We start from the raw sequence: 18,101 nt of genomic DNA on the forward strand, positions 1-18,101 counted from the left end.
GCGTGAGCCCGCTACTCACCGACCGCATCGCCGGTCACGCATGCGAGAATCCCGAGGCGATCGCCGTCGTCGACCGTCGGGAATCGGTGACGTACGGCGATTTCTGGGAACGGGTCCGCCGCACCGGTGCCGGGATGAACGGCATGCGACGCGTCGCGGTTCTTCCGACGTCGGACGTCGGCTCGCTCGTCGCGGTGACCGCGGCGATGGCGTCGGGAATCGGTGTGGTGTTGTTGCACAGGCACTTGCTGCCCGGTCAGTTCGGCAGGGTCGTCGAGCTCGCCGCCCCGGACGTGGTGATCGCTGCGCAGCAACAGCATCGACGGGTGGCATCGCTCGGCTGGCCCGGCCCGGTCGTCGGTCTGGACGGGCGGGGGCCGCACGGGAGTCCCACCGAGGGCGGTGAACTCCTGGTCGGGATCACGTCGGGAAGCACCGGTGAGCCCAAGCTCTTCGTACGGAACCAGCGTTCGTGGGCCAGGACGCTGGACCGCAGCGACGCCGTGTTCGACGTTCGGCGGGGAGATCGCGTGTCGACGCCGGGGGTGCTGGACCACACGCATTTCCTGTACGGCGCGCTGCACGGGCTGACACGGGGTGCGGCCGTCGACGTCCGGCCCGCGGTCGACGCACTGAACAGTGGCGCGACGCATCTCTATTCGGTGCCGACGATCGCGTGGGACGTCGTGCGCGCCGATGTCGGCCCGGTAGGGAGTGTGCGTGAAGTGCTCTCCAGTGCGGCCCGCTGGCCGGAGTCGGGGCGTCGAACGCTGCAGAACGTGCTGCCGAACGCGTCGCTCGTTCACTTCTACGGCGCCTCGGAGCTGAGCTTCGTGTCCTACGATCGCGGCGTGAATCCCGGTGCGGGCACACTGTTCGACGGTGTCGAGGCGCGGATCGTCGACGGTGTCGTTCACGTGCGCAGCGACATGGTGTTCGACGGGTACCTGACCGACGGGGGACTCGCAGGCGGACCGGTCGACGGCTGGATGACGGTGGGAGACAGAGGAAGTGTGGACGGGTCGTCGCTGACTCTGTTCGGTCGAAATTCCGAGACGCTGATCCGGGGAGGGCTCAATGTCGAGCTCGCACCGATCGAGCATGCAGCCCTGAGCATCTCCGGTGTTCTCGAAGCGGGAGTCGTTGCGATTCCCGACGCACGATTCGGTGAGGTACCCGCGCTCGCACTCGTCGTGAGCGCGGGCGCACCGCCCGTCGAGCGCATCCGTCGGTCGTTGCGTGAGGCCCTGCCCGCCCCCAGTGTGCCGACGCGGATCCTCGTGGTGCCCGCCCTGCCCCGCACACCGCGCGGCAAGCTGGACCGTCAGGCCCTCGGGGCGACCTTCGCGACGGAGCGCACCGCATCGTCGACGACGAACCACACGGTGAGCGCGCCGCCCTCGAAGCGGTGACGAATGGTCACGTGGTCGCCCGCCAGAATGGGGGAGAGATACTCGATGACGGCCCGGTGCGGGGCGTGCAACAGATCGGCGTGATCGACCAACAGTTCCTCGACGGCGTGCCAGTACGCGGCGTTGTTGACGTGGTTGAACGGGTCGATGTCGGTGGCGCGCAAGGGAAACTGCACGTCGGTGTGCGCGGGTGACGGCACCGGCTCGGTCAGCCAGGCCTTCCACCGCAACCGATGCTCGTCGGTGGTGCGTGCCAGCAGGGCCAAGGCCTCGTCGCTGATCCGGGTGGGCATACCGGTACTGGCACTGATGTTGATCCAGAATCCCTCGGTCTCGATGGACGCGCCCTTGTCGGTGGTGATGTTCACGCGCATGTTCGACCACCTCGTCGACATCGACGAGCACCACCGTCTCATGTGCACTCGGTCCGGGAACTCGACCGGGGTGTGCACGTCGATGACCGTGCGCCGCACTATCCAGAACGGGTCAGTGACGCCGAGCGAGGTGGCATCGAGATTGTCCGACCCGATGTCCTGCAGGTAGCGGGCCATACCGTCGAACCGCAGGCGGTTGTTCGGGTCGACGTCTCCGGTGCGGACGGTCCAGTTGGTCTCGAAGCCCTCGCCGTCGGCCGGCGCCGGAGCAAGAGGGTCGTCGAAGCCGACAGGTTCGGGGCTCCGCTGCGTTGCGCTGGTTCCGTCGGTCATGGTGAACGAACCTACCCGGCCGAGCGTGTCACAGGACCCGGCGCGCCTTCATTCCGTCGAACACCGGCCCGATCTTGACGACGTCGCCGAAGGTGGGCGCGTGCACCATCTGCCCGTTGCCGACGTAAATTGCGACGTGCCCGGGACCACCCGCCTGCCAGTTGCCGAACAGCAGGTCGCCGGGCTGAGCCAGCCCGAGCGGGATTTCCGTGCCGACGTTCCACTGTGTCTCCGACGTCCGCGGGAGGGTCACCTTGCCGCCGGACGCCTTGAAGATGGCGTAGGACGTCAGACCGGAGCAGTCGAACCCGCCGCCCGACGGTCCGTTGATGTTGCCGCCGCCCCACACGTACGGCAGACCGAGATAGTTCATGGCGGACCGTACGGCGTTCGCGCCTGCACCGGCGATGTCCAGGGCGGAGAACGGGTTCAGTATCGCGGAGAACTGCATTTCCGTCGCCCGGATCTTCGCGACGTACGGCTTCGTCTGGTTCTCGTAATCCGGTGTACCGGAGGGCATTCCGCCGGAACGAAGGACTGCGCCCGCACCCGCGTTGTACCCGGCGATGGTCAAGTCGAGGGTGTCACCACTGACCCTGCCCTCGGACTTCCATTGCGAGACCTGACTGTGGATGTCGCACAACATGTTTCCCGACGCCATCACCGAATCCGCGATTCCGTTGATGTCGGCCACACCGTCACCGTCGGCGTCCTTGCCGTAGGTCGCCCAAGTTCCCGGCATGAACTGCCCGGGGCCACGTGCCCCACTCGAGGACACCGGGGCCGTCGGACCGTGCCGGAACCCGTTCTCCGCGGCGTACAGCGCGGCAATGACGGGTGCCCCCACGCCGTCGCAGATGGCCCCGGCCTTCATGAGCCAGGGAACGAACGCGGTGATCGCACCGATAGGCGACGCGGACACTCCGGTGAACGTGGCGGGTACCCCGGGGAACAGCGCACGCCGAAGTGCCTCGGCGGCGGGCATGAACGCAGTCTGGGACACCAGATCGCCCAGTGAATACGTCGACGTACCGAACTGCAGGGCGCCGCTCGCGCTCGGTATCAGGGCTCCGAGCGATGTGATGGGCGAGCTCGTCACCGAGGCGACGGGCACCTGCGGCAGAGGCGGTGTGGGCGGTGCGTCCGTCGCGGCGCCCGCGTCCGCCGGTTCGGTCTCCTCGGTCTTTTCGGTGTCCGGCTCGTCCGGAAGCATCGGGTCGGCCGCGGATTCGATCGCGGCCGCGGCGTCGTCGAGCATGGCGGAGGCGTCGTCGCGCTGATCGTCGGGAAGGGCCCCGAGAAGGTCGTCGAGTTGCTGTTGCAGACCGGGTGCGGCGTTCTCCGCGGATTCGGCGACGCCCGCAGCTCCGTCCTGGATCGGTGGGGGAAGGTCGGTCCCTGCTGCCGCCCCTGCTGCGGACACGATGACGGCCACGATGACTGCGATCGGATCGCCTGCCATGTAACAACTCCTGGTGCTGTGCGTCTCTCCCCAAAATGCTTCCATGCCCACTCATCCCCGCGTGAGGTGGCTCACATCATCATGCCCTGCGACGGCGCTCCGTGGTTCGGAATGCGCGGACGCAACCTACGCGTCGCATCTTCCATTGCGGCATCGGTGCGTAGGTTGGCGGTGCGTAGGTTGGCGGTGCGGACGAGAGGAGAAACGAATGGACAAGCGAGTGGTGTCACCCGTGAGCGTGTGGGATCCCGGCGCTCAGTTGTTGTCTCAGTGTGTTGCGGTGGAGAACGCGTCGACGACGCTGTATCTGTCGGGCCAGACGGCGATCACGGCGGACGGTCAGTTCGCGGGAATAGGGGATGTCGAGGCGCAGATTCGTCTGGCGTTCGAGAACATTCGCCTGATCGTCGATGCAGCCGGTGGAGCCTTGGAGAACGTGGTCAAGCTGACCGTGTACTTCGTCGACATGGCACACCTCGACACCTACACCGCGGTTCTCGGTGAGTTGTTTCCCGAGACCAGGCCCGCTCAGACCGTCGTCGAAATCGTTCGGCTTGCGATGCCGGAGTTGCTGATCGAGATCGACGCCGTCGCGGCCCTTTAGACGAGCGTCGACCAGTAGTCCGAGAACCTGATGCCGACGAGGGCGATCACCACGGCATACCAGAGCGCGAGGATCGTCCAACGCCATTCGAGCAGCAGCCTCGGGACGGTGCCTGCGCGCTCGCGGTCGACGAGTTGGGACAGCGTGACGACGAATATCGGCATCGTGACTGCCCAGACGACCATGCAGTAGGGGCACAGTGCGCCGATCTCGTAGAGGCTCTGGTCGATCAACCAGTGGATGAACACCTCGCCGAGCAGGGTGCCCAGCGACAGTCCGAGCCAGTACCAGTGCGGTAGTGCGACCTTCGCGAGGGTCAGGATTCCGGTGACGAGTACCACCGTGAAGGCGACGATCCCGATGATGGGATTGGGAAACCCGAACAGTGCGGCCTGATCGGTGGTCATCACCGAACCGCACGACAACACCGGATTCAAGCTGCACGACGGCACGTAGGACGAATCCTCGAGCAGTTTGAATCGTTCGATCGTCAGGGTCAGTGCCGCGAGGAGTCCGAGTACGCCGCCGACCGTGAGGACCCAGGCGGTGACCTTGCTGGTGGGCACTGCTCTACTGTGCCGCGGTGATCGCGGCCCGCAGGTTGTCCGGCGTCGGGACGTCGACGACGGTGCCGTTGACCGAGACGGTCGGGGTTCCGGTGACGCCGGAGTCGATGACGTTCTGCGTCTGGCTGGCGACGTAATCGGTGTAGGTGCCGTCGGTGATGCAGCTGCCGACGTCGACCTGAAGTGTCCGGGCGATTCCGTTCAGGTCGTCGTCGCTGAGGCCTGCGCCGCCCTCGGCGGGCTGCTGCTCGAACATGGCCTTGTGCCATGCAGGCCACTTGGAGATGTCGGCCTGCGCGACGCACATGCCCGCATTGGCTGCGCGCGTCGAGTAGTTCGTCGACGACATTCGGTCCAGGATTGCGATCGGCTTGTAGTCGACGGCAATGGTGTTGTCGGCCACGAGCTCGGAGAGGGTGTCGCCGGAGATCGCCTCGAACTGCTTGCAGGCTGGACACTGGAAATCCTCGACGGCGGTGACGACGACGGAGGCATTCGGGTCACCGATGCGGATCGCACCGTCCTCGGTGACGACCGACGGCGTGGCAGCCGGGGTTGCGGTGGTGTCGTCGGAATCCTTCGACGCGATGTTGAAGCCGATGACGGCGATCAGCGCCACGAGAACGACGGCGACGCCGACCTGGATCAGGGTGCGGCGCTGTTTGTCCTTCTTGCCCTGCAGTGCCGCCGCAGCTGCCTGTGCCTTCTTCTTGCTGTTGTTGCTCGCCCTGTCTTTGCTCACCGATATCCCTCGTTCAGCCGAAATGCTCGACCCAGCATATGCAGGTGAACCTGAGGACTAGGTGAGAGAGACGAGCCGTTCGATGGCGAATCCGTAGCCCGCAATTCCGAGTCCGGCGATGACCCCGGATGCGATGGGGGAGACGAACGAGTGGTGACGGAACTCTTCTCGCGCGTGAACGTTGCTGATGTGGACCTCGATGATCGGTACTTCCGGGATCACCAGAGCGTCGCGGAGGGCGACGGAAGTGTGGGTGAGGCCACCGGGGTTGATGACGATTCCCGACACGCGCCCCCGTGCTTCGTGGATCCAGTCGATCAGGTGGCCCTCGTGATTGGACTGCTCGGCTCGGACGTTTCGTCCGTGCGCGGCGGCGGTCTTCTCGCACAGTGCGACGACGTCGGCAATCGTCTCGTGGCCGTACACCTCTGGCTGACGCGTTCCGAGCATGTTCAGGTTCGGTCCGTTCAACACCAGGATGGGGTCGGCCATGGGCTTGCTCACTTTCGTCTTCGTCGCGTCCTGTCGGATTCGATCCTTGCACAGGGCACCGGGCAGAATGTGGGCAGTGAGAAGCGTGTGGGTGGTCTGGGGTGTCGGTGTCTTCGCATACATCGTCGCCGTGCTGCACCGCACCGCCTTCGGTGTCGCAGGGCTCGACGCCGCCGACAGGTTCGTGATCAGTCCGTCACTGCTGTCGTCGTTCGTCGTTCTTCAGGTCGTCGTCTACGCGGCGATGCAGATACCCGCTGGTGTGGTGCTGGATCGCGTCGGGTCTCGGAAGATGATCGCACTCGGCGCGCTGCTGATGACCGTCGCGCAACTGGTACTGGCATTCACCGATTCGCTTCCCCTGGCTGTGACGGCGCGTGCGTTCGTCGGAGTCGGGGATGCTCTGACGTTCATCTCGGTGTTGCGTCTGGTCCCGCAGTGGTTCCCGCCGAGGCAGGTTCCCATCGTGTCCCAGCTGACGGGTCTGCTCGGCCAGATGGGACAGATCCTGTCCGCGGTGCCGTTTCTCGTACTGCTCAACGGTCCGGGGTGGACGGTCGCGTTCGGCAGCGCTGCGTCGCTGGGACTCGTCGCCTTGGTCCTGACGCTCGCCCTGGTTCGTGATTCACCTCCCGGCACCGAGATCACCGAGAAGGCGACGTCGATGCGTGAGACGTTCGCGACCATCGCGCAGGTGTGGAAGCGCCCCGGGACGCGGCTCGGGTTCTTCTCCCACACCGGTACGCAGTTCTCGATCACCGTGTTCGCGTTGTTGTGGGGTATCCCGTACCTGACGTCGGCGCAGGGGTTGTCGTCGTCGACGGCCGGCGCGCTGCTGTCGATCTCGGTGGTGGCAGCAGTGTTCTCCGGCGTCGGGCTCGGCATCCTCACCGGGCGGTATCCGATGCGACGGTCGTGGATGGTGCTCGCCATCATGATCAGCAATGCGGCGATGTGGGCAGTCGTGCTGGCACTTCCCGGTCCTGCTCCGCTGTGGCTGCTGGTCGTCCTGGTGGTCGTGATCTCCGTCGGCGGACCCGGTTCGGTCATCGGATTCGACTACGCACGTACCTTCAATCCGAGCGCCAACCTCGGCACCGCGCAGGGCATGGTCAACATCGGCGGATTCACCGCGTCGCTTCTGGTCATAGCATCGATCGGATGGATCCTCGACGCGTTCGGTGGCTACACGTTCGAGGGCTTCCGGGTCGCGTTCCTCGTCCAGTACCCGGTGTGGATCGTCGCGATCACCGGCGTCGTGCTGACCCGTCGCAAGACCCGCAGGCAGCTCGCCGACGAGGGTATCTACCCGCACACGATGCGCGAAATCCTCCAACGCTTCCGGGACCGCTGAGCCGCGGAGCCGCCGGGACCGTTAAGCGTCGGAGACCGCCGAGACCTCGACCGGCGTCTGATATCCGCGCAGCTCCACCGGCCCGGTGGACTGCCAGTGACGTGCTTCGTCCGCGCCTGCGTCGTCGACGAGTCGGCTGCTGACCAGCACCCTGCCCGGCGCGAGTTTGGCGAGATCGGACAACCTCGCTGCACAGTTCACCGGCTCTCCGATGACGGTGTACTCGTACCGCTGCAGTGCTCCGATGTCCCCGGCGAACACATCACCTGCAGCAACGCCGATCCCGAAGTCCATAGGAGCGGAGCCGGCGGAGTGACCAGGGGTGGCGGGAGCGGAGCCGGCGGAGTGACCAGGGGTGGCAGGAGCGGAGCCGGCGGAGTGACCAGGGGTGGCGGGAGCGGAGCCGGCGGAGTGACCAGAAGTGGCGGGAGCGGAGCCGGCGGAGTGACCAGAAGTGGCAGGAGCGGAGCCGGCTGGGTTTTCGGCGGAGTTGCGGGTGTCGAGGGATCCGAGCGCGAGGCGTAGGCGTCGGGCAGCTTTCAAGGCGGCGGCAGCCGGGTTGTCGATGGGTTGGGGCGCGCCGAAGACGGCGAGTGCGGCGTCGCCTTCGAATTTGTTGATGAAGCCGAGGTTGTCGTCGACGGTGTCGACGACGATGGCGAGGAATTCGTTGAGTACTTCGGCGACGCGTTCGGGCGGATGATCGACGGCGAAGGCCGTCGACCCGACGAGATCGATGAACAGGACAGCGGCGTACTGGACGTCGCCGCGGGGGAAGTCGGATTGTTCGAGTGCTCGCGAGGCGACCTGGGTGCCGACGTGTCGGCCGAAGAGGTCTCGTAGTCGTTCACGTTCGGTGAGTCCGCGCGACATGCTGTTGAACCCGCGTTGCAGGTTCCCGATCTCCGAGGAGTCGTAGACCGGGACGGCTACGTCGGTCCGTCCCTTCTCGATCTCCGTCATCCCTTGGCTTACTTCTCGCACCGGCTCGGACACCGATCGTGCGACGAGGATGGTTCCGCGGAGCCCGGTGCCGAGTGCGATTGCGGAGACGATGAGGATGGGGAGTTCGATCGGGGCGGGGATCGCGACGGGCTTTCCGGTCGAGTGCACGATGACGATCAGCGTGATCGCTGCCACCGGAATTGCCGTGCACACCAACCAGGTGAGGATCAGTCGTGCGAGCACGCTCAGTTCACGTCGCGCCGGGGTGCCCGTCGACGCCAGTACGGTGACGGGACGCAGTGACCTTTCGGTCAACAGGTATCCGGTTCCGGCGGTGGTGACCGCACCGAACACGGTGCCGATGACGATGAGTACCGTCACGTCGTGTTCCGCGTCGTGCGTCAACGCTGCCATGGAGAACCCGAATGCCAGCCACAGCGCGAGGTGCGACGCGGTGTGGTGCAGCGGAATCCGTGTCGCACGTTTCGATTGCTCGACCGTCGGGATGTCCTCGTGTGCGAACCACCGCAGGGTGGGCAGGATCAGCACGATGCCTGCGAGGGCTCCGACCGTGATGCCGAGCGGGACGATCCATCGGAATGCGCTGAATGCGGGGTCGGTCAGAATGCTGCCGACCGTCGCGGTCTCGGATCTCGCGAGCAACGCCACGACGAAGATCACCTGCACCGCAGCGGCGATGTTCAATGCGATCAGCGATGCCCCGTACTTGACGGCGACACGTCGGGCTTGCCGGGCGGTCACCGCAGTCCCCGAGGCTGCGACGGGGTGATTGCTGCGACGAGGGCGGTCATCGCGGACTGTGCGCTGTCGGTTTCCGTCGGCCCGAGCGCGGCGAGGGCCGCGATCAACGCGGCGATCTCCTCGAACGACAAATGCAGGGGAGCGGGCTTGTCGTGGCTGGGAAGTCGGCTGCCGCCGCCTGTTCCCGGTACCGACACGATCGGGACGCCGGATTCGACGAGACGGCGGCGGTCGCGTTCCACGGTTCTGGCGCTGACCTGTAGTTTCTCGGCCAGATCTTCCGTCGGTACGGGCAGTGGCGAGTCGGCGAGGATTTCGATGAGACGTTGCTGACGCACCACGCGTCGCAGCGTCAGGTGGTTGTCGCGTGAGTCGGAGCTCGTTTCGCGGGGCACAATCGGAGATTCTTTCCGATTACCGTCACCGGCGTGGCGGTAATCAACCGTAGGTTCTTCGTTCATGACCTCCACCAGCACCGAATCGATAGAGGATTTCTTCGACCGCTACACCGGTTACCTGTCCTCGGGCGACATCGACGCCCTCGCGGACATCTACCACTATCCAGCTCTCGCGGTGTCGCCTCGTGGCTGCCTCGCCGTCACCGATCCACAGCAGACGCGTGACTTCTTCAGCCAGGGGCAGCAGTTCTACCGATCCCGCGGAATCCAGGGCGTCCGAGCGAAGGACATCGTGACCGACATCGAGGGCAACGGGATCTGGGTGGGACATCTGCTGCTCGAGAACCTCGATTCCGACGGCAACTCCGTCGGCGTGGAGCGCAACGCCTACCAGATCGTGCTCGACGCCGATGGCGCTCGCCGTATCGCGGTCACCACCCCTCTGGACGGTGTCTGACGCGTTCGACCTTGTCTGCGGGCGTTCACAGCATTTCTCGAGGTTGTTCCCAGCGGGGACGAACCCGGCCCGGTCACTCTGGTCCACGACACCACCGACGGAGGACCTTTTCGTGACCACAACACTTCTGCCGCCGACACCAGCGGAACCGCAACCTCGGCATCGTAAGGCTGCGAGGTATGCGCCGAGTCGCCACCACGTAGTGCTGGGCGTGCTCCTCACAGCGACCGCTGTGCTGTACCTGTGGAACCTGACCGCCAGCGGATATGCCAACACCTTCTATGCCGCTGCGGCGCAGGCTGGTTCGAAGGACTGGACTGCGTGGTTCTTCGGTTCGCTCGACTCGGAGAACTTCATCACCGTCGACAAGCCGCCCGCATCGCTGTGGGTGATGGGATTGTCGGCTCGGATCTTCGGGTTCTCCAGCGCCAGCCTTCTGGTGCCGCAGGCATTGATGGGTGTGGGTGCGGTCGCTGTCGTCTACGCCGCAGTCAAGCGGGTCGCCGCGCCCACGGCAGGGCTCCTGGCGGGTGCGGTCTTGGCGTCGACGCCGGCGGCGGCGTTGATGTTCCAGTTCGACAATCCCGATGCACTGCTGGTGTTGCTGATGTCGATCGGCGGATACTTCGTCGTGCGCGCCCTGCAGACGTCTGTCGGTCGACGAGCGGCGATGTGGCTCGCGTTCGCCGGCGTCGCGCTGGGTTTCGCGTTCCTGACCAAGATGCTCCAGGGTCTGCTGGTGCTCCCGGCCTTCGGGTTGACGTACCTGGTTGCAGGGCAGGCGCGTCTGGGTGCTCGGTTGCTGCATCTCTTCGGTGCGTTCGCCGCGCTCGTCGCCGGCGCCGGGTGGTGGGTTCTGACCGTTGCGCTCTGGCCCGCCGATGCGCGCCCGTACATCGGAGGTTCGACGGACAACACCGTCATGGATCTGGTGCTCGGCTACAACGGACTCGGCCGCATCTTCGGATCCGACGGCAATGCCGGTGGCGGAATGGGCGGCGGTGGAATGGGAGGGGCCGCGGGTTCCAGTTTCGGCGGCAGCACGGGACTGGACCGGCTGTTCGGTAGTGAGATGGGCATCCAGATCTCGTGGCTGATCCCCGCCGCGTTGGTGGCACTGGTGTTCGGGCTCATTGCTCGGGGACGCGCACCGCGCACCGATCTGCTGCGCGCTTCGCTCGTTCTGTGGGGTGGTTGGTTCCTGGTGACGGGTTCGATCTTCAGTTACATGTCCGGAACCATCCACCCGTACTACACGGTGGCCCTCGCGCCGGCTGTCGCAGGCATGGTCGGGACAGGCGGCTATGCGTTGTGGATCGCACGCGAATCCGTGTGGGCGCGGCTCGGTCTGGCGTCGATGATGCTCGCGGCAGGCGGATGGGCCTGGGTTCTGTTGCACCGCAACGCTGACTGGCTGCCCGCTCTGAAGTGGAGCCTGTTGCTCGGAACCGTCGTCGCTGCTGTCGCGATCCTCGGTGCGGGTCGGTTCCGTGTACTCGCCGTCATCGCTGCCCTCGTCGGCTCGATCGCAGGTCTCGGCGGCGGTGCGTCGTATGCCATCGCCACCTCGTCCACCGTCCACAGCGGATCGATCCCCACCGCGGGTCCCGTCGGTGCCGTCTCGGACTCCGGCATGGGCGGCGGTACCCCGGGTGGAGGTATGCCGGGTGGCGGTATGTCTGACGGCGCGGTTCCCTCGGGTGGGATCCCAGAGGGTGGTATGCCCGGTGCTGCCGGCCAAGTCCCGGACAGTCCGGTGGCCGGAGACGAAGCAGGTGTCATGGCTGGTGGCCCCGGTATGGGTGGAGGTTCCGCTTCCAGTGATCAGGTGAACGCTCTGCTCGAGTCGGCCGACACCAAGTGGTCCGCTGCGGTGAACGGATCGCAGACAGCCGCGACCTACGAGTTGGCTACGGACACAGCGGTCATCGCTATCGGAGGGTGGAGCAGTGATCCCGCGCCGACTCTCGATCAGTTCATCTCCTACGTCTCGAATCACGAAGTCAAGTACTACATTTCCGGTGGCCGAGGCGGCGGAATGGGCGGCGGCATGCCCGGTGGTGGTGACTCGCAGTCCACATCGTCCGACATCGCGGAGTGGGTCGCAGCGAACTTCACCGCCACTACCGTCGATGGCGTCACCGTGTACGACATGAGCGGATACACAGGCTGACCGACGGTCCATGGACGCCGATTCATCCGAGCCCCTGCACCGTTCAGAACGGTGCAGGGTCGTCGGTGTCATTTGTCGGTCGAGTGTGGGTTGGGTGCGTGGTGGTGTGGGCCTTGTTGGTGGTGGTTGGTCTGCGTTTGCGGGGTATGTGGGGGATGAGTGATTGTGCGGCGAGGTCGGTTGTTCCGTAGGTGTTTCCGGGGAGGGTGACTGCGGTGGTACCGGAGTTCGATTGCCAGTGTTCGGCGGCTCCGGCGAGCATGGTGGGTGTCCAGGCGCCCATGGTCTTGAGGGAGTGGTGGTACCTGCAGAGGCAGTGGAGGTTGGTGAGGATGGTCCAGCCGCCGCGGGTGGGGTCGCGGTGGTCGAAGGCAATGACGTGGTCGATCTCGCAGCCGGCTGCGGGGACGTCGCATCCGGGGTGGCGGCAGGTGCGGTCGCGGTGTCGGACGAGGTCTGCGAGCGAGGCGCCGGGTCGGTAGGTCAGTGCGCCGGGTGGTGGGGTGGTGAGTCCGCCGTGGCCGTCGGGGTAGAGCGGGACTGCCAATGCGGGGTTTATTTCGATGGCGGATTCGAGTGCGGCGATGAGTGTGTATCGGCCTTCGTACTGTCCGGCCGGGGTGTCGGTGTCGGTGTCGGTGGGTGTGCGGGAGGGGTGTGGGGCCGGCGGTGTGGGGAGGTCGAGTCCTCGGCGTCGTCGGCCGCGTCCGAGTGGATGGAACGTCGGGTGTGCGGTGGGGCGTGGTGTGCGTGTGGGCTCGGGATCTGTGTCTCGTGCGGCGTCGGCGTTGTTGTCGGGGTTGGGGTTGGTGATGTGGCCTAGTTCGTGGGCGAGGTCGAGGGCTTCGGTGATGAGGATCTGCAGGTCGCTGTTGTGGGCTAGTTGTCGGGCGTAGTCGGCGTCGATGGTGCCGTGGTCGGCGAGGTAGGCGGGGAGGTCGGCGAGGCGCAGGAGGGTGTCGATGTCGATGGTGACGGTGGTGAGGGGTCGGCGGCGGTCGGGGGGTTCGGGGGTGGCGGTGCAGGGGTGGTCGTCGTCGGGTTCGCAGGTGCAGGCGATGTGGGTTTCGCTGCGCATGAGGGCGGTGTACGCGGCGGCGCGGCGTTGTCCTCGGGTACGGGGGTCGCGGGGGCAGAGGGTGTCGGCTACTTCGTTGATGCGTTGCCAGCCGGCGGCGGCGTCTGCGGCTTCGAGGTCGGCTTCGATGGTGGCGATCATGTCTTTGTCGCGGTATTTCACTGTGGTCAGGCGGGTGAGGTCCGCGCGTAGTTGTGCGGCTTCGTCGGGTGCGCAGCGGTGCATGATGGCGTTGATTTCGGTGGCGAGTGGTCCGGGGGACAGGTGTAGTGCGGCGGTGAGGATGTCGGTTTGTGCGTGTTCGACGGCGGGGGTGCTGTAGGGGCCGGTGACGCGGTGGATGGCGCGTACTCGGGGTAGATCGAGGTCTCCGGCGTCGAAGGCTGCTTTGATGTGTGGGAGGCGTAGGCGCAGGTCCATTCCGATGTCGGAGTAGGTGTCTGCGACTGTTTTCGAGCAGCCGAGTGCGGCTGCGGTTTCGGAGGATGCGTAGTTGCCGGCGTCGGTGATGCGTTCGCCGATGTGGACGGTCTGTTCGATGCAGGTTTCCCAGATGCGTGCGGCGTGGGCGACTTTGCGTGCGCAAGCTTTGTTTTCTTCTCTGGCTGCGTCGGCGAGTTCGGTCAGGAGTGTTGGGTCGATGGTGGGTGGTGTGTGCGGGCCCAGGTAGCGGGCGTATCTGCTGGGCGTGGTGGTGTGTGGCATGTGGTGAACCCCCCCGGTTCATGGGAACGTATGTTCGAATATACCGCCCGTTCTTTTCGGCTGCAAGGCCTTTCGGTTTGTGGGGCAACCGTTTTCGAAGTTCGATCTACTAGCACACGACACCGACAAAATGCGTACAAGGCGCCGTTCGACTAGCGGGGCTGGATCAGTCGAAAGGATTCCAGAACTACTTTCGTGTCATCGTCGATGTCTTCTGGCCGTCGAGGACAGTCTCCACGAGGGAGTCGCGCAGCGGACCGGGGAAGGCGAACTCTACTGCGGGTGGCTGGGTCATGGCGTAACGGACGGAGAGTCATCGCCGGTGTTCTGAATACGAAAGCTGATGGCTTCGAGTGCAATTCGGCGTATCTCGTTCACGGCCTGTCCGATCACGACGGTTCCTATGGCCATGGCCTCCACGGCGGAGGCGCGGTCCGGTCGCGTACGGGCGTAGTTCACCTCACCCCAGGCAGTTGCCTCGGCAGCGTCGGCCACGTCGTCGAAGTAGTTCAAGTCGATCGGGAAGTCGAAGCGTCTCAACGTCGCCACGAGTTCTGCCAGCCTGAAGGGAGCGGGAGCCGCAGGATCCACGTGCCAATCACGCGTGGAAATCCATTCTCGCACTTCGTCGTAGGTTCGGGCGACGTCCGGTGCCGCGTCGTCGGGGTCGATGTCGTCCAGCCCGTGCATCACGGCTCCGAACGTGTCGTGAGCGGAGGCTGATTCGTGATCGATCGTTGCCAAAGTGGCGCGGGCGACGGAAATGGAGAGTCCGCCGACGTCGATCAAGGCGCGGATGAGGCGCAACCGTCGTACGTGCTGGTCGTTGTAGTCGGCCTGATTGGGTGCGGTCTGCTTGCCTGCGGGGAGGAGGCCCTCGCGCAGGTAGAACTTGATGGAGGCTGTCGACACGCCGGAGTGCTTGCTCAGCTCGGAGATCCTCATCCGAGCACCCTTGACTTCACGAACGGAGAGTATCACTATCTATTACAGATAGTTCCTCTATCCATAGTCTGGAGGTTCGACATCGTGAACCGCAACGGAGTGCAACCCGGCCGCTACACGGCCTCGATGGACGGCGATTTCGTCGTCTTTCTCATCGGCATGCGGATAAACAAGCTGTGGAAGGTGCACAAGTGGTTTCCGCCGTTCGTCGCCATGCCGAAAATGTTGCGCGAGTTGAGGAAGCATCCGGAGAAGGGGCTCTTGGGCGCTCGCCTGTCCTTCGGCGGACGTACGGTAACGGTGGTCCAGTACTGGCGGAGCTTCGATCGGCTCGAGGCGTTCGCCCGGAACCCGAGTGATCCACACTTGCCGTCGTGGAGGGCGTTCAACACCAGAGTCGGCAGTAGCGGTGACGTCGGCGTTTATCACGAGACCTATCGGGTGGGCCCCGGCAGTCACGAGTCGATCTACTCGAACATGCCCATCATGGGTTTGGCTGCCGCGGGAACTTCCGTCGTCGTCGGAAAACGAACCGAATCAGCAATGGCGCGAATCTCGAAGTGACTGTGCGACGGCATCCTGCGTCAGGGCATGTCCGCAATGCTGTCGATTCTGTGGTCGAACTCGCCCCTCGCATCGTCCACCGAATGATCGATTCGGCCGAATTCCAACGGGCGATGAACGAACACGGTCTTCATGCCGACGGCCCTGGCAGCCCGGAGGTCGTACGGGTGTGATGCGACCATCGCTGCACGGTCGGGTTCGACCCCGAGGTAACGACACGTTCGCTCGTACAGGAAAGAAGCCGGCTTGAAAGCGCCGAACACTTCGGCGGTCAGCACTGCGTCCCAGTCCATCCCGGCTCGCTTGAACAGATGCACCATGGTCGCCATGTCGGTGTTGGACAAGCTCGCGACGACCGAGATCTGTCGTAGATCTCGCAGGCCGTCCACTGAATCGGGCCACGGCCGCAGGTTCTTCCATGTATCGGCCAACGCCGTCCGGGCAGGAGAAGGGATCTGTAGCCCGAGTTTTTTCGCGACCGAATCCAGGCCGTCTCGGTAGACGTTCTGCACCGGCTGCCAATGCTCGGCCGACTGCGTCAGGGTGGACGTTCGCTCGAAATAGTCCTGACGCCAGGCTCGCACTGCATCGCCGACGACTTCGTCGTCCACCCATTCGGACAAGGCGTCGGCTACCGGCCCGAAGAAGTCGAACAGTGTGCCCTGAATGTCGAAGACATACGCGTCGTAGACCCCCATGGGCATCGATGGTACCGACGAGAGCCCTGGCCGAACCGTCAGGCGCGATCGTGGAGGGTGATGTGGTAGCCGTCGGGGTCGGCGAAGGTGAAGGTGCGGCCGAAGGGGCCGTCGATGGGTTCCGACACGATGACCTGAGTGTTGCTGTCGGGGTCGCTCTGCGCACTCCGCTCCTGGTCCGCTACGAGGGTGTCGTGGATGGATTGAACGTCGTTGGCGTGCAGCCAGATTGCGGCGCCGATGCCCGGCCGGTCCGCGGAGGCGAGATCGGTTCCGGCGACGATCTCCCGCAGAGCGAAAGCGATGGGAGTGGTCTCGAAGACCACGGCGTGGGGTGGGCCGGCGGGCGAACGCACGAGGCCGAGGTACTTCTCGTAGAACGCCTGCGATGCGGCGAGGTCGCGTACTTGGAGGGAGATGAAATCGGGACCGGTGACTGCCATGGAAACTCCTTCGACGTGTGTCAGTTATCTGACACGAACGAATCTATGTCAGAATGCTGACATGGGTCAAGCCGACCGAGGGATCGACCTGAACACCTCGTTGGGGTACCTGCTGAAGGAAGCGTCCAGTGTCCTGCGGGCCGCGATGGAGGAAGTCCTTCGGCCGCTCGGGATGAGCGTGACGCACTACTCGTGCCTCGAACTGCTCGCTCAGCGGCCGGGCCTGTCCAACTCCGAACTCGCCCGCGGCGCCTTCGTCACCAGGCAATCGATGAACGTGCTGTTGCAGGCTCTCGAACGGGACGGGGTCGTCGTCAGGCCGACGGAAGCTCCCGTCGGAAAGGCCCTTCCGGCCCGGCTCACCGAACACGGCCGGCGGGAGCTCGAGAAGGCGACTGCCGCGGTCAGGTCCGTGGAGGACCGGATGCTGGCCGGTATGTCCGGCGACGAACGCGAGACGGCGTTCCGGCTCCTCGGCGGAATGATCCGATCGCTCAACGACCGCGGAGACGCATCCTGAGTCAGAGCTTCAGATCCACCCACACCATTCGGTGATCCGAGGGGTGCGAGGCATCGGTCGGCCAGAAGACCTCCGAGCCCGTGACGGTCAGGTCAGCCGACGGCAATGCGTAGTCGACGCGTAGGTCGCCGGGAGTCGGGTCGGAAAAGTCGGCGGTATCGGTGTTGCCGTCGGCTCCCGACGTCGGCGCCGGATCCTGGATGCGGGGGTTGTCGAGCAATTGCTGAATCGACCCTGCTACCGAGTCGCCGTCGACCGGATCGCTGTTCTGGTCGCCCAGAACGACGAACGATGCGTTCTGCGTCAAGCCTCCGCGAACGCCGTTGTCGTCGTACAGGTATCCAGCGCCGTCGATGTAGTCGGCGGTGAGGCGGATCTCGTCGTGATTGCGTTTTCCGTTGCGGTCCTCCGGTCCGTCGAACGACGGGGGAGTCGGGTGCGACGCCAGAATGTGCACGGTCTTGCCGTCGATGTCGACGGGCACGTCCCAGTGAGACTTGCTCGACAAGCGCAGTGCGTCCGAGTTCGCGCCGTAGTAGTCGCGAGGCAGAAGCGAATCCGGCATGTCCTTCCACAGGAAGTTCTGGAATGTCCGGACGCCGGAGGTGTCGATCGGGAACTTCGACAGCACGACCATGCCGTACTGGCCGGGAAACTGCCCGAAACCGAATGCGTCGTCCGGTCCTCCGGTAGCACCGTCGGAATCGAGGTCGAGTCCGGAGTCGACGCCGGTGTTCACGGGTGCCGTGAAGGAGTAGGGGTACGCGCCACCCAGGTAGTTCTCACGAAACAGATCCAGTGCCTCGGGCGAATAGTCGAATTCGTTGATCAACAGAACATCCGGCGAATTGTGGTCGATCACGTCGGCGACGGCTCGGGCCTGCGCGTTCTCGCCGTGCAGTTCGGTGGCCAGTTGTCCCTCGGCGGGTCGGTTGAGGCTTGCATTGAACGTCGCGACGCGTAGCTGACGGGGCTCGGCGTCGCTCGCTCCCGGCGTCGAACATCCGGCGAGTAGTCCAGTGGCAAGTAGGGCTGCGGCAAGTCCGGCGGTCTTCACGATCGGAGACCGTACCG

At 65.0% G+C, this 18,101-nt stretch carries 19 protein-coding genes; 7 read left to right on the forward strand and 12 right to left on the reverse strand.

Translation table 11 applies throughout. The features are described from left to right. Positions 1-2 precede the first annotated feature (2 nt). On the forward strand, positions 3-1,412 hold the full coding sequence (locus tag CH292_RS08330) for an AMP-binding protein (RefSeq protein ID WP_094654475.1): 1,410 nt from the start codon (positions 3-5) through the stop codon (positions 1,410-1,412). Here the strand turns inward: CH292_RS08330 and CH292_RS08335 are convergent. Both CH292_RS08335 and CH292_RS08340 read right to left on the reverse strand, forming a co-directional pair. After that, positions 1,325-2,119, reverse strand: coding sequence for an acyl-[acyl-carrier-protein] thioesterase (locus CH292_RS08335; protein ID WP_019665521.1), 795 nt, complete (start codon positions 2,117-2,119; stop codon positions 1,325-1,327). The two genes, CH292_RS08330 and CH292_RS08335, sit on opposite strands and share 88 nt — an antisense overlap. Before the next feature lie 28 nt (positions 2,120-2,147). After that, positions 2,148-3,581: a bifunctional lytic transglycosylase/C40 family peptidase gene (locus CH292_RS08340; RefSeq protein WP_094654476.1), complete on the reverse strand. Its 1,434-nt coding sequence runs from the start codon at positions 3,579-3,581 to the stop codon at positions 2,148-2,150. Between the two features lie 208 nt (positions 3,582-3,789). Between CH292_RS08340 and CH292_RS08345 the strand changes: the two genes are divergently transcribed. Next, entirely contained in the window at positions 3,790-4,185 is a 396-nt protein-coding gene (locus CH292_RS08345; protein WP_019665519.1) for a RidA family protein, read from the forward strand. Here the strand turns inward: CH292_RS08345 and CH292_RS08350 are convergent. Genes CH292_RS08350 through aroQ form a run of 3 tightly spaced genes read right to left on the reverse strand, consistent with a single transcriptional unit; the run spans position 4,182 to position 5,985 of the window. Next, positions 4,182-4,751, reverse strand: coding sequence for a vitamin K epoxide reductase family protein (locus CH292_RS08350; protein WP_019665518.1), 570 nt, complete (start codon positions 4,749-4,751; stop codon positions 4,182-4,184). The genes CH292_RS08345 and CH292_RS08350 overlap by 4 nt on opposite strands. A gap of 4 nt (positions 4,752-4,755) precedes the next feature. Further along, on the reverse strand, positions 4,756-5,493 hold the full coding sequence (locus CH292_RS08355; protein ID WP_094627433.1) for a thioredoxin domain-containing protein: 738 nt from the start codon (positions 5,491-5,493) through the stop codon (positions 4,756-4,758). A gap of 57 nt (positions 5,494-5,550) precedes the next feature. Then, positions 5,551-5,985 (reverse strand): type II 3-dehydroquinate dehydratase, encoded by a 435-nt coding sequence (gene aroQ / locus CH292_RS08360; RefSeq protein ID WP_179275245.1) that lies wholly within the window; start codon positions 5,983-5,985, stop codon positions 5,551-5,553. 67 nt (positions 5,986-6,052) lie between these two features. On the opposite strand from aroQ, the gene CH292_RS08365 reads away from it, so the two are divergent. Beyond that, a complete protein-coding gene (locus CH292_RS08365; RefSeq protein WP_019665515.1) occupies positions 6,053-7,339 on the forward strand; it encodes a nitrate/nitrite transporter in 1,287 nt (428 codons plus the stop codon). Between the two features lie 21 nt (positions 7,340-7,360). On the opposite strand, the gene CH292_RS08370 is transcribed toward CH292_RS08365, so the two are convergent. Both CH292_RS08370 and CH292_RS08375 read right to left on the reverse strand, forming a co-directional pair. Beyond that, on the reverse strand, positions 7,361-9,046 hold the full coding sequence (locus CH292_RS08370; RefSeq protein ID WP_094654477.1) for an adenylate/guanylate cyclase domain-containing protein: 1,686 nt from the start codon (positions 9,044-9,046) through the stop codon (positions 7,361-7,363). Beyond that, a complete protein-coding gene (locus CH292_RS08375) occupies positions 9,043-9,441 on the reverse strand; it encodes a YafY family protein (protein WP_230594049.1) in 399 nt (132 codons plus the stop codon). The genes CH292_RS08370 and CH292_RS08375 overlap by 4 nt, the downstream gene beginning before the upstream one ends. Before the next feature lie 64 nt (positions 9,442-9,505). Here CH292_RS08375 and CH292_RS08380 point away from each other — a divergent pair, with 64 nt between their 5' ends. Together CH292_RS08380 and CH292_RS08385 are read left to right on the forward strand one after the other, a co-directional pair. Further along, the gene (locus CH292_RS08380) at positions 9,506-9,901 is read left to right on the forward strand and encodes a hypothetical protein (RefSeq protein WP_094627438.1); all 396 of its coding nucleotides are present in this window, start codon (positions 9,506-9,508) and stop codon (positions 9,899-9,901) included. Between the two features lie 112 nt (positions 9,902-10,013). Further along, positions 10,014-12,074 (forward strand): ArnT family glycosyltransferase, encoded by a 2,061-nt coding sequence (locus CH292_RS08385; protein ID WP_373454672.1) that lies wholly within the window; start codon positions 10,014-10,016, stop codon positions 12,072-12,074. Positions 12,075-12,117: 43 nt separating this feature from the next. Here the strand turns inward: CH292_RS08385 and CH292_RS08390 are convergent, their stop codons facing one another. Both CH292_RS08390 and CH292_RS08395 read right to left on the reverse strand, forming a co-directional pair. Further along, a complete protein-coding gene (locus CH292_RS08390) occupies positions 12,118-13,857 on the reverse strand; it encodes an HNH endonuclease signature motif containing protein (protein WP_094654479.1) in 1,740 nt (579 codons plus the stop codon). Positions 13,858-14,148: 291 nt separating this feature from the next. Beyond that, positions 14,149-14,802, reverse strand: a complete 654-nt coding sequence (locus CH292_RS08395) for a MerR family transcriptional regulator (RefSeq protein WP_094654480.1) — start codon at positions 14,800-14,802, stop codon at positions 14,149-14,151. Positions 14,803-14,886: 84 nt separating this feature from the next. Here CH292_RS08395 and CH292_RS08400 point away from each other — a divergent pair, with 84 nt between their 5' ends. Next, complete coding sequence (locus CH292_RS08400) at positions 14,887-15,366, forward strand: DUF4188 domain-containing protein (RefSeq protein WP_094654481.1); 480 nt, start codon at positions 14,887-14,889, stop codon at positions 15,364-15,366. Between the two features lie 20 nt (positions 15,367-15,386). Here CH292_RS08400 and CH292_RS08405 read toward each other — a convergent pair whose 3' ends face one another. Next, the gene (locus CH292_RS08405) at positions 15,387-16,064 is read right to left on the reverse strand and encodes a haloacid dehalogenase type II (RefSeq protein ID WP_037159400.1); all 678 of its coding nucleotides are present in this window, start codon (positions 16,062-16,064) and stop codon (positions 15,387-15,389) included. Between the two features lie 38 nt (positions 16,065-16,102). After that, positions 16,103-16,507, reverse strand: coding sequence for a VOC family protein (locus tag CH292_RS08410; protein ID WP_019665506.1), 405 nt, complete (start codon positions 16,505-16,507; stop codon positions 16,103-16,105). Between the two features lie 61 nt (positions 16,508-16,568). On the opposite strand from CH292_RS08410, the gene CH292_RS08415 reads away from it, so the two are divergent. Beyond that, complete coding sequence (locus CH292_RS08415; RefSeq protein WP_094654482.1) at positions 16,569-17,027, forward strand: MarR family winged helix-turn-helix transcriptional regulator; 459 nt, start codon at positions 16,569-16,571, stop codon at positions 17,025-17,027. 1 nt (position 17,028) lies between these two features. Here CH292_RS08415 and CH292_RS08420 read toward each other — a convergent pair whose 3' ends face one another. Beyond that, complete coding sequence (locus CH292_RS08420; RefSeq protein WP_094654483.1) at positions 17,029-18,084, reverse strand: endonuclease/exonuclease/phosphatase family protein; 1,056 nt, start codon at positions 18,082-18,084, stop codon at positions 17,029-17,031. Between the last annotated feature and the right edge of the window lie 17 nt (positions 18,085-18,101).

The sequence above is a fragment of the Rhodococcus sp. 14-2470-1a genome, from assembly GCF_002259425.1.
Classification (GTDB): domain Bacteria; phylum Actinomycetota; class Actinomycetes; order Mycobacteriales; family Mycobacteriaceae; genus Rhodococcoides; species Rhodococcoides fascians_E.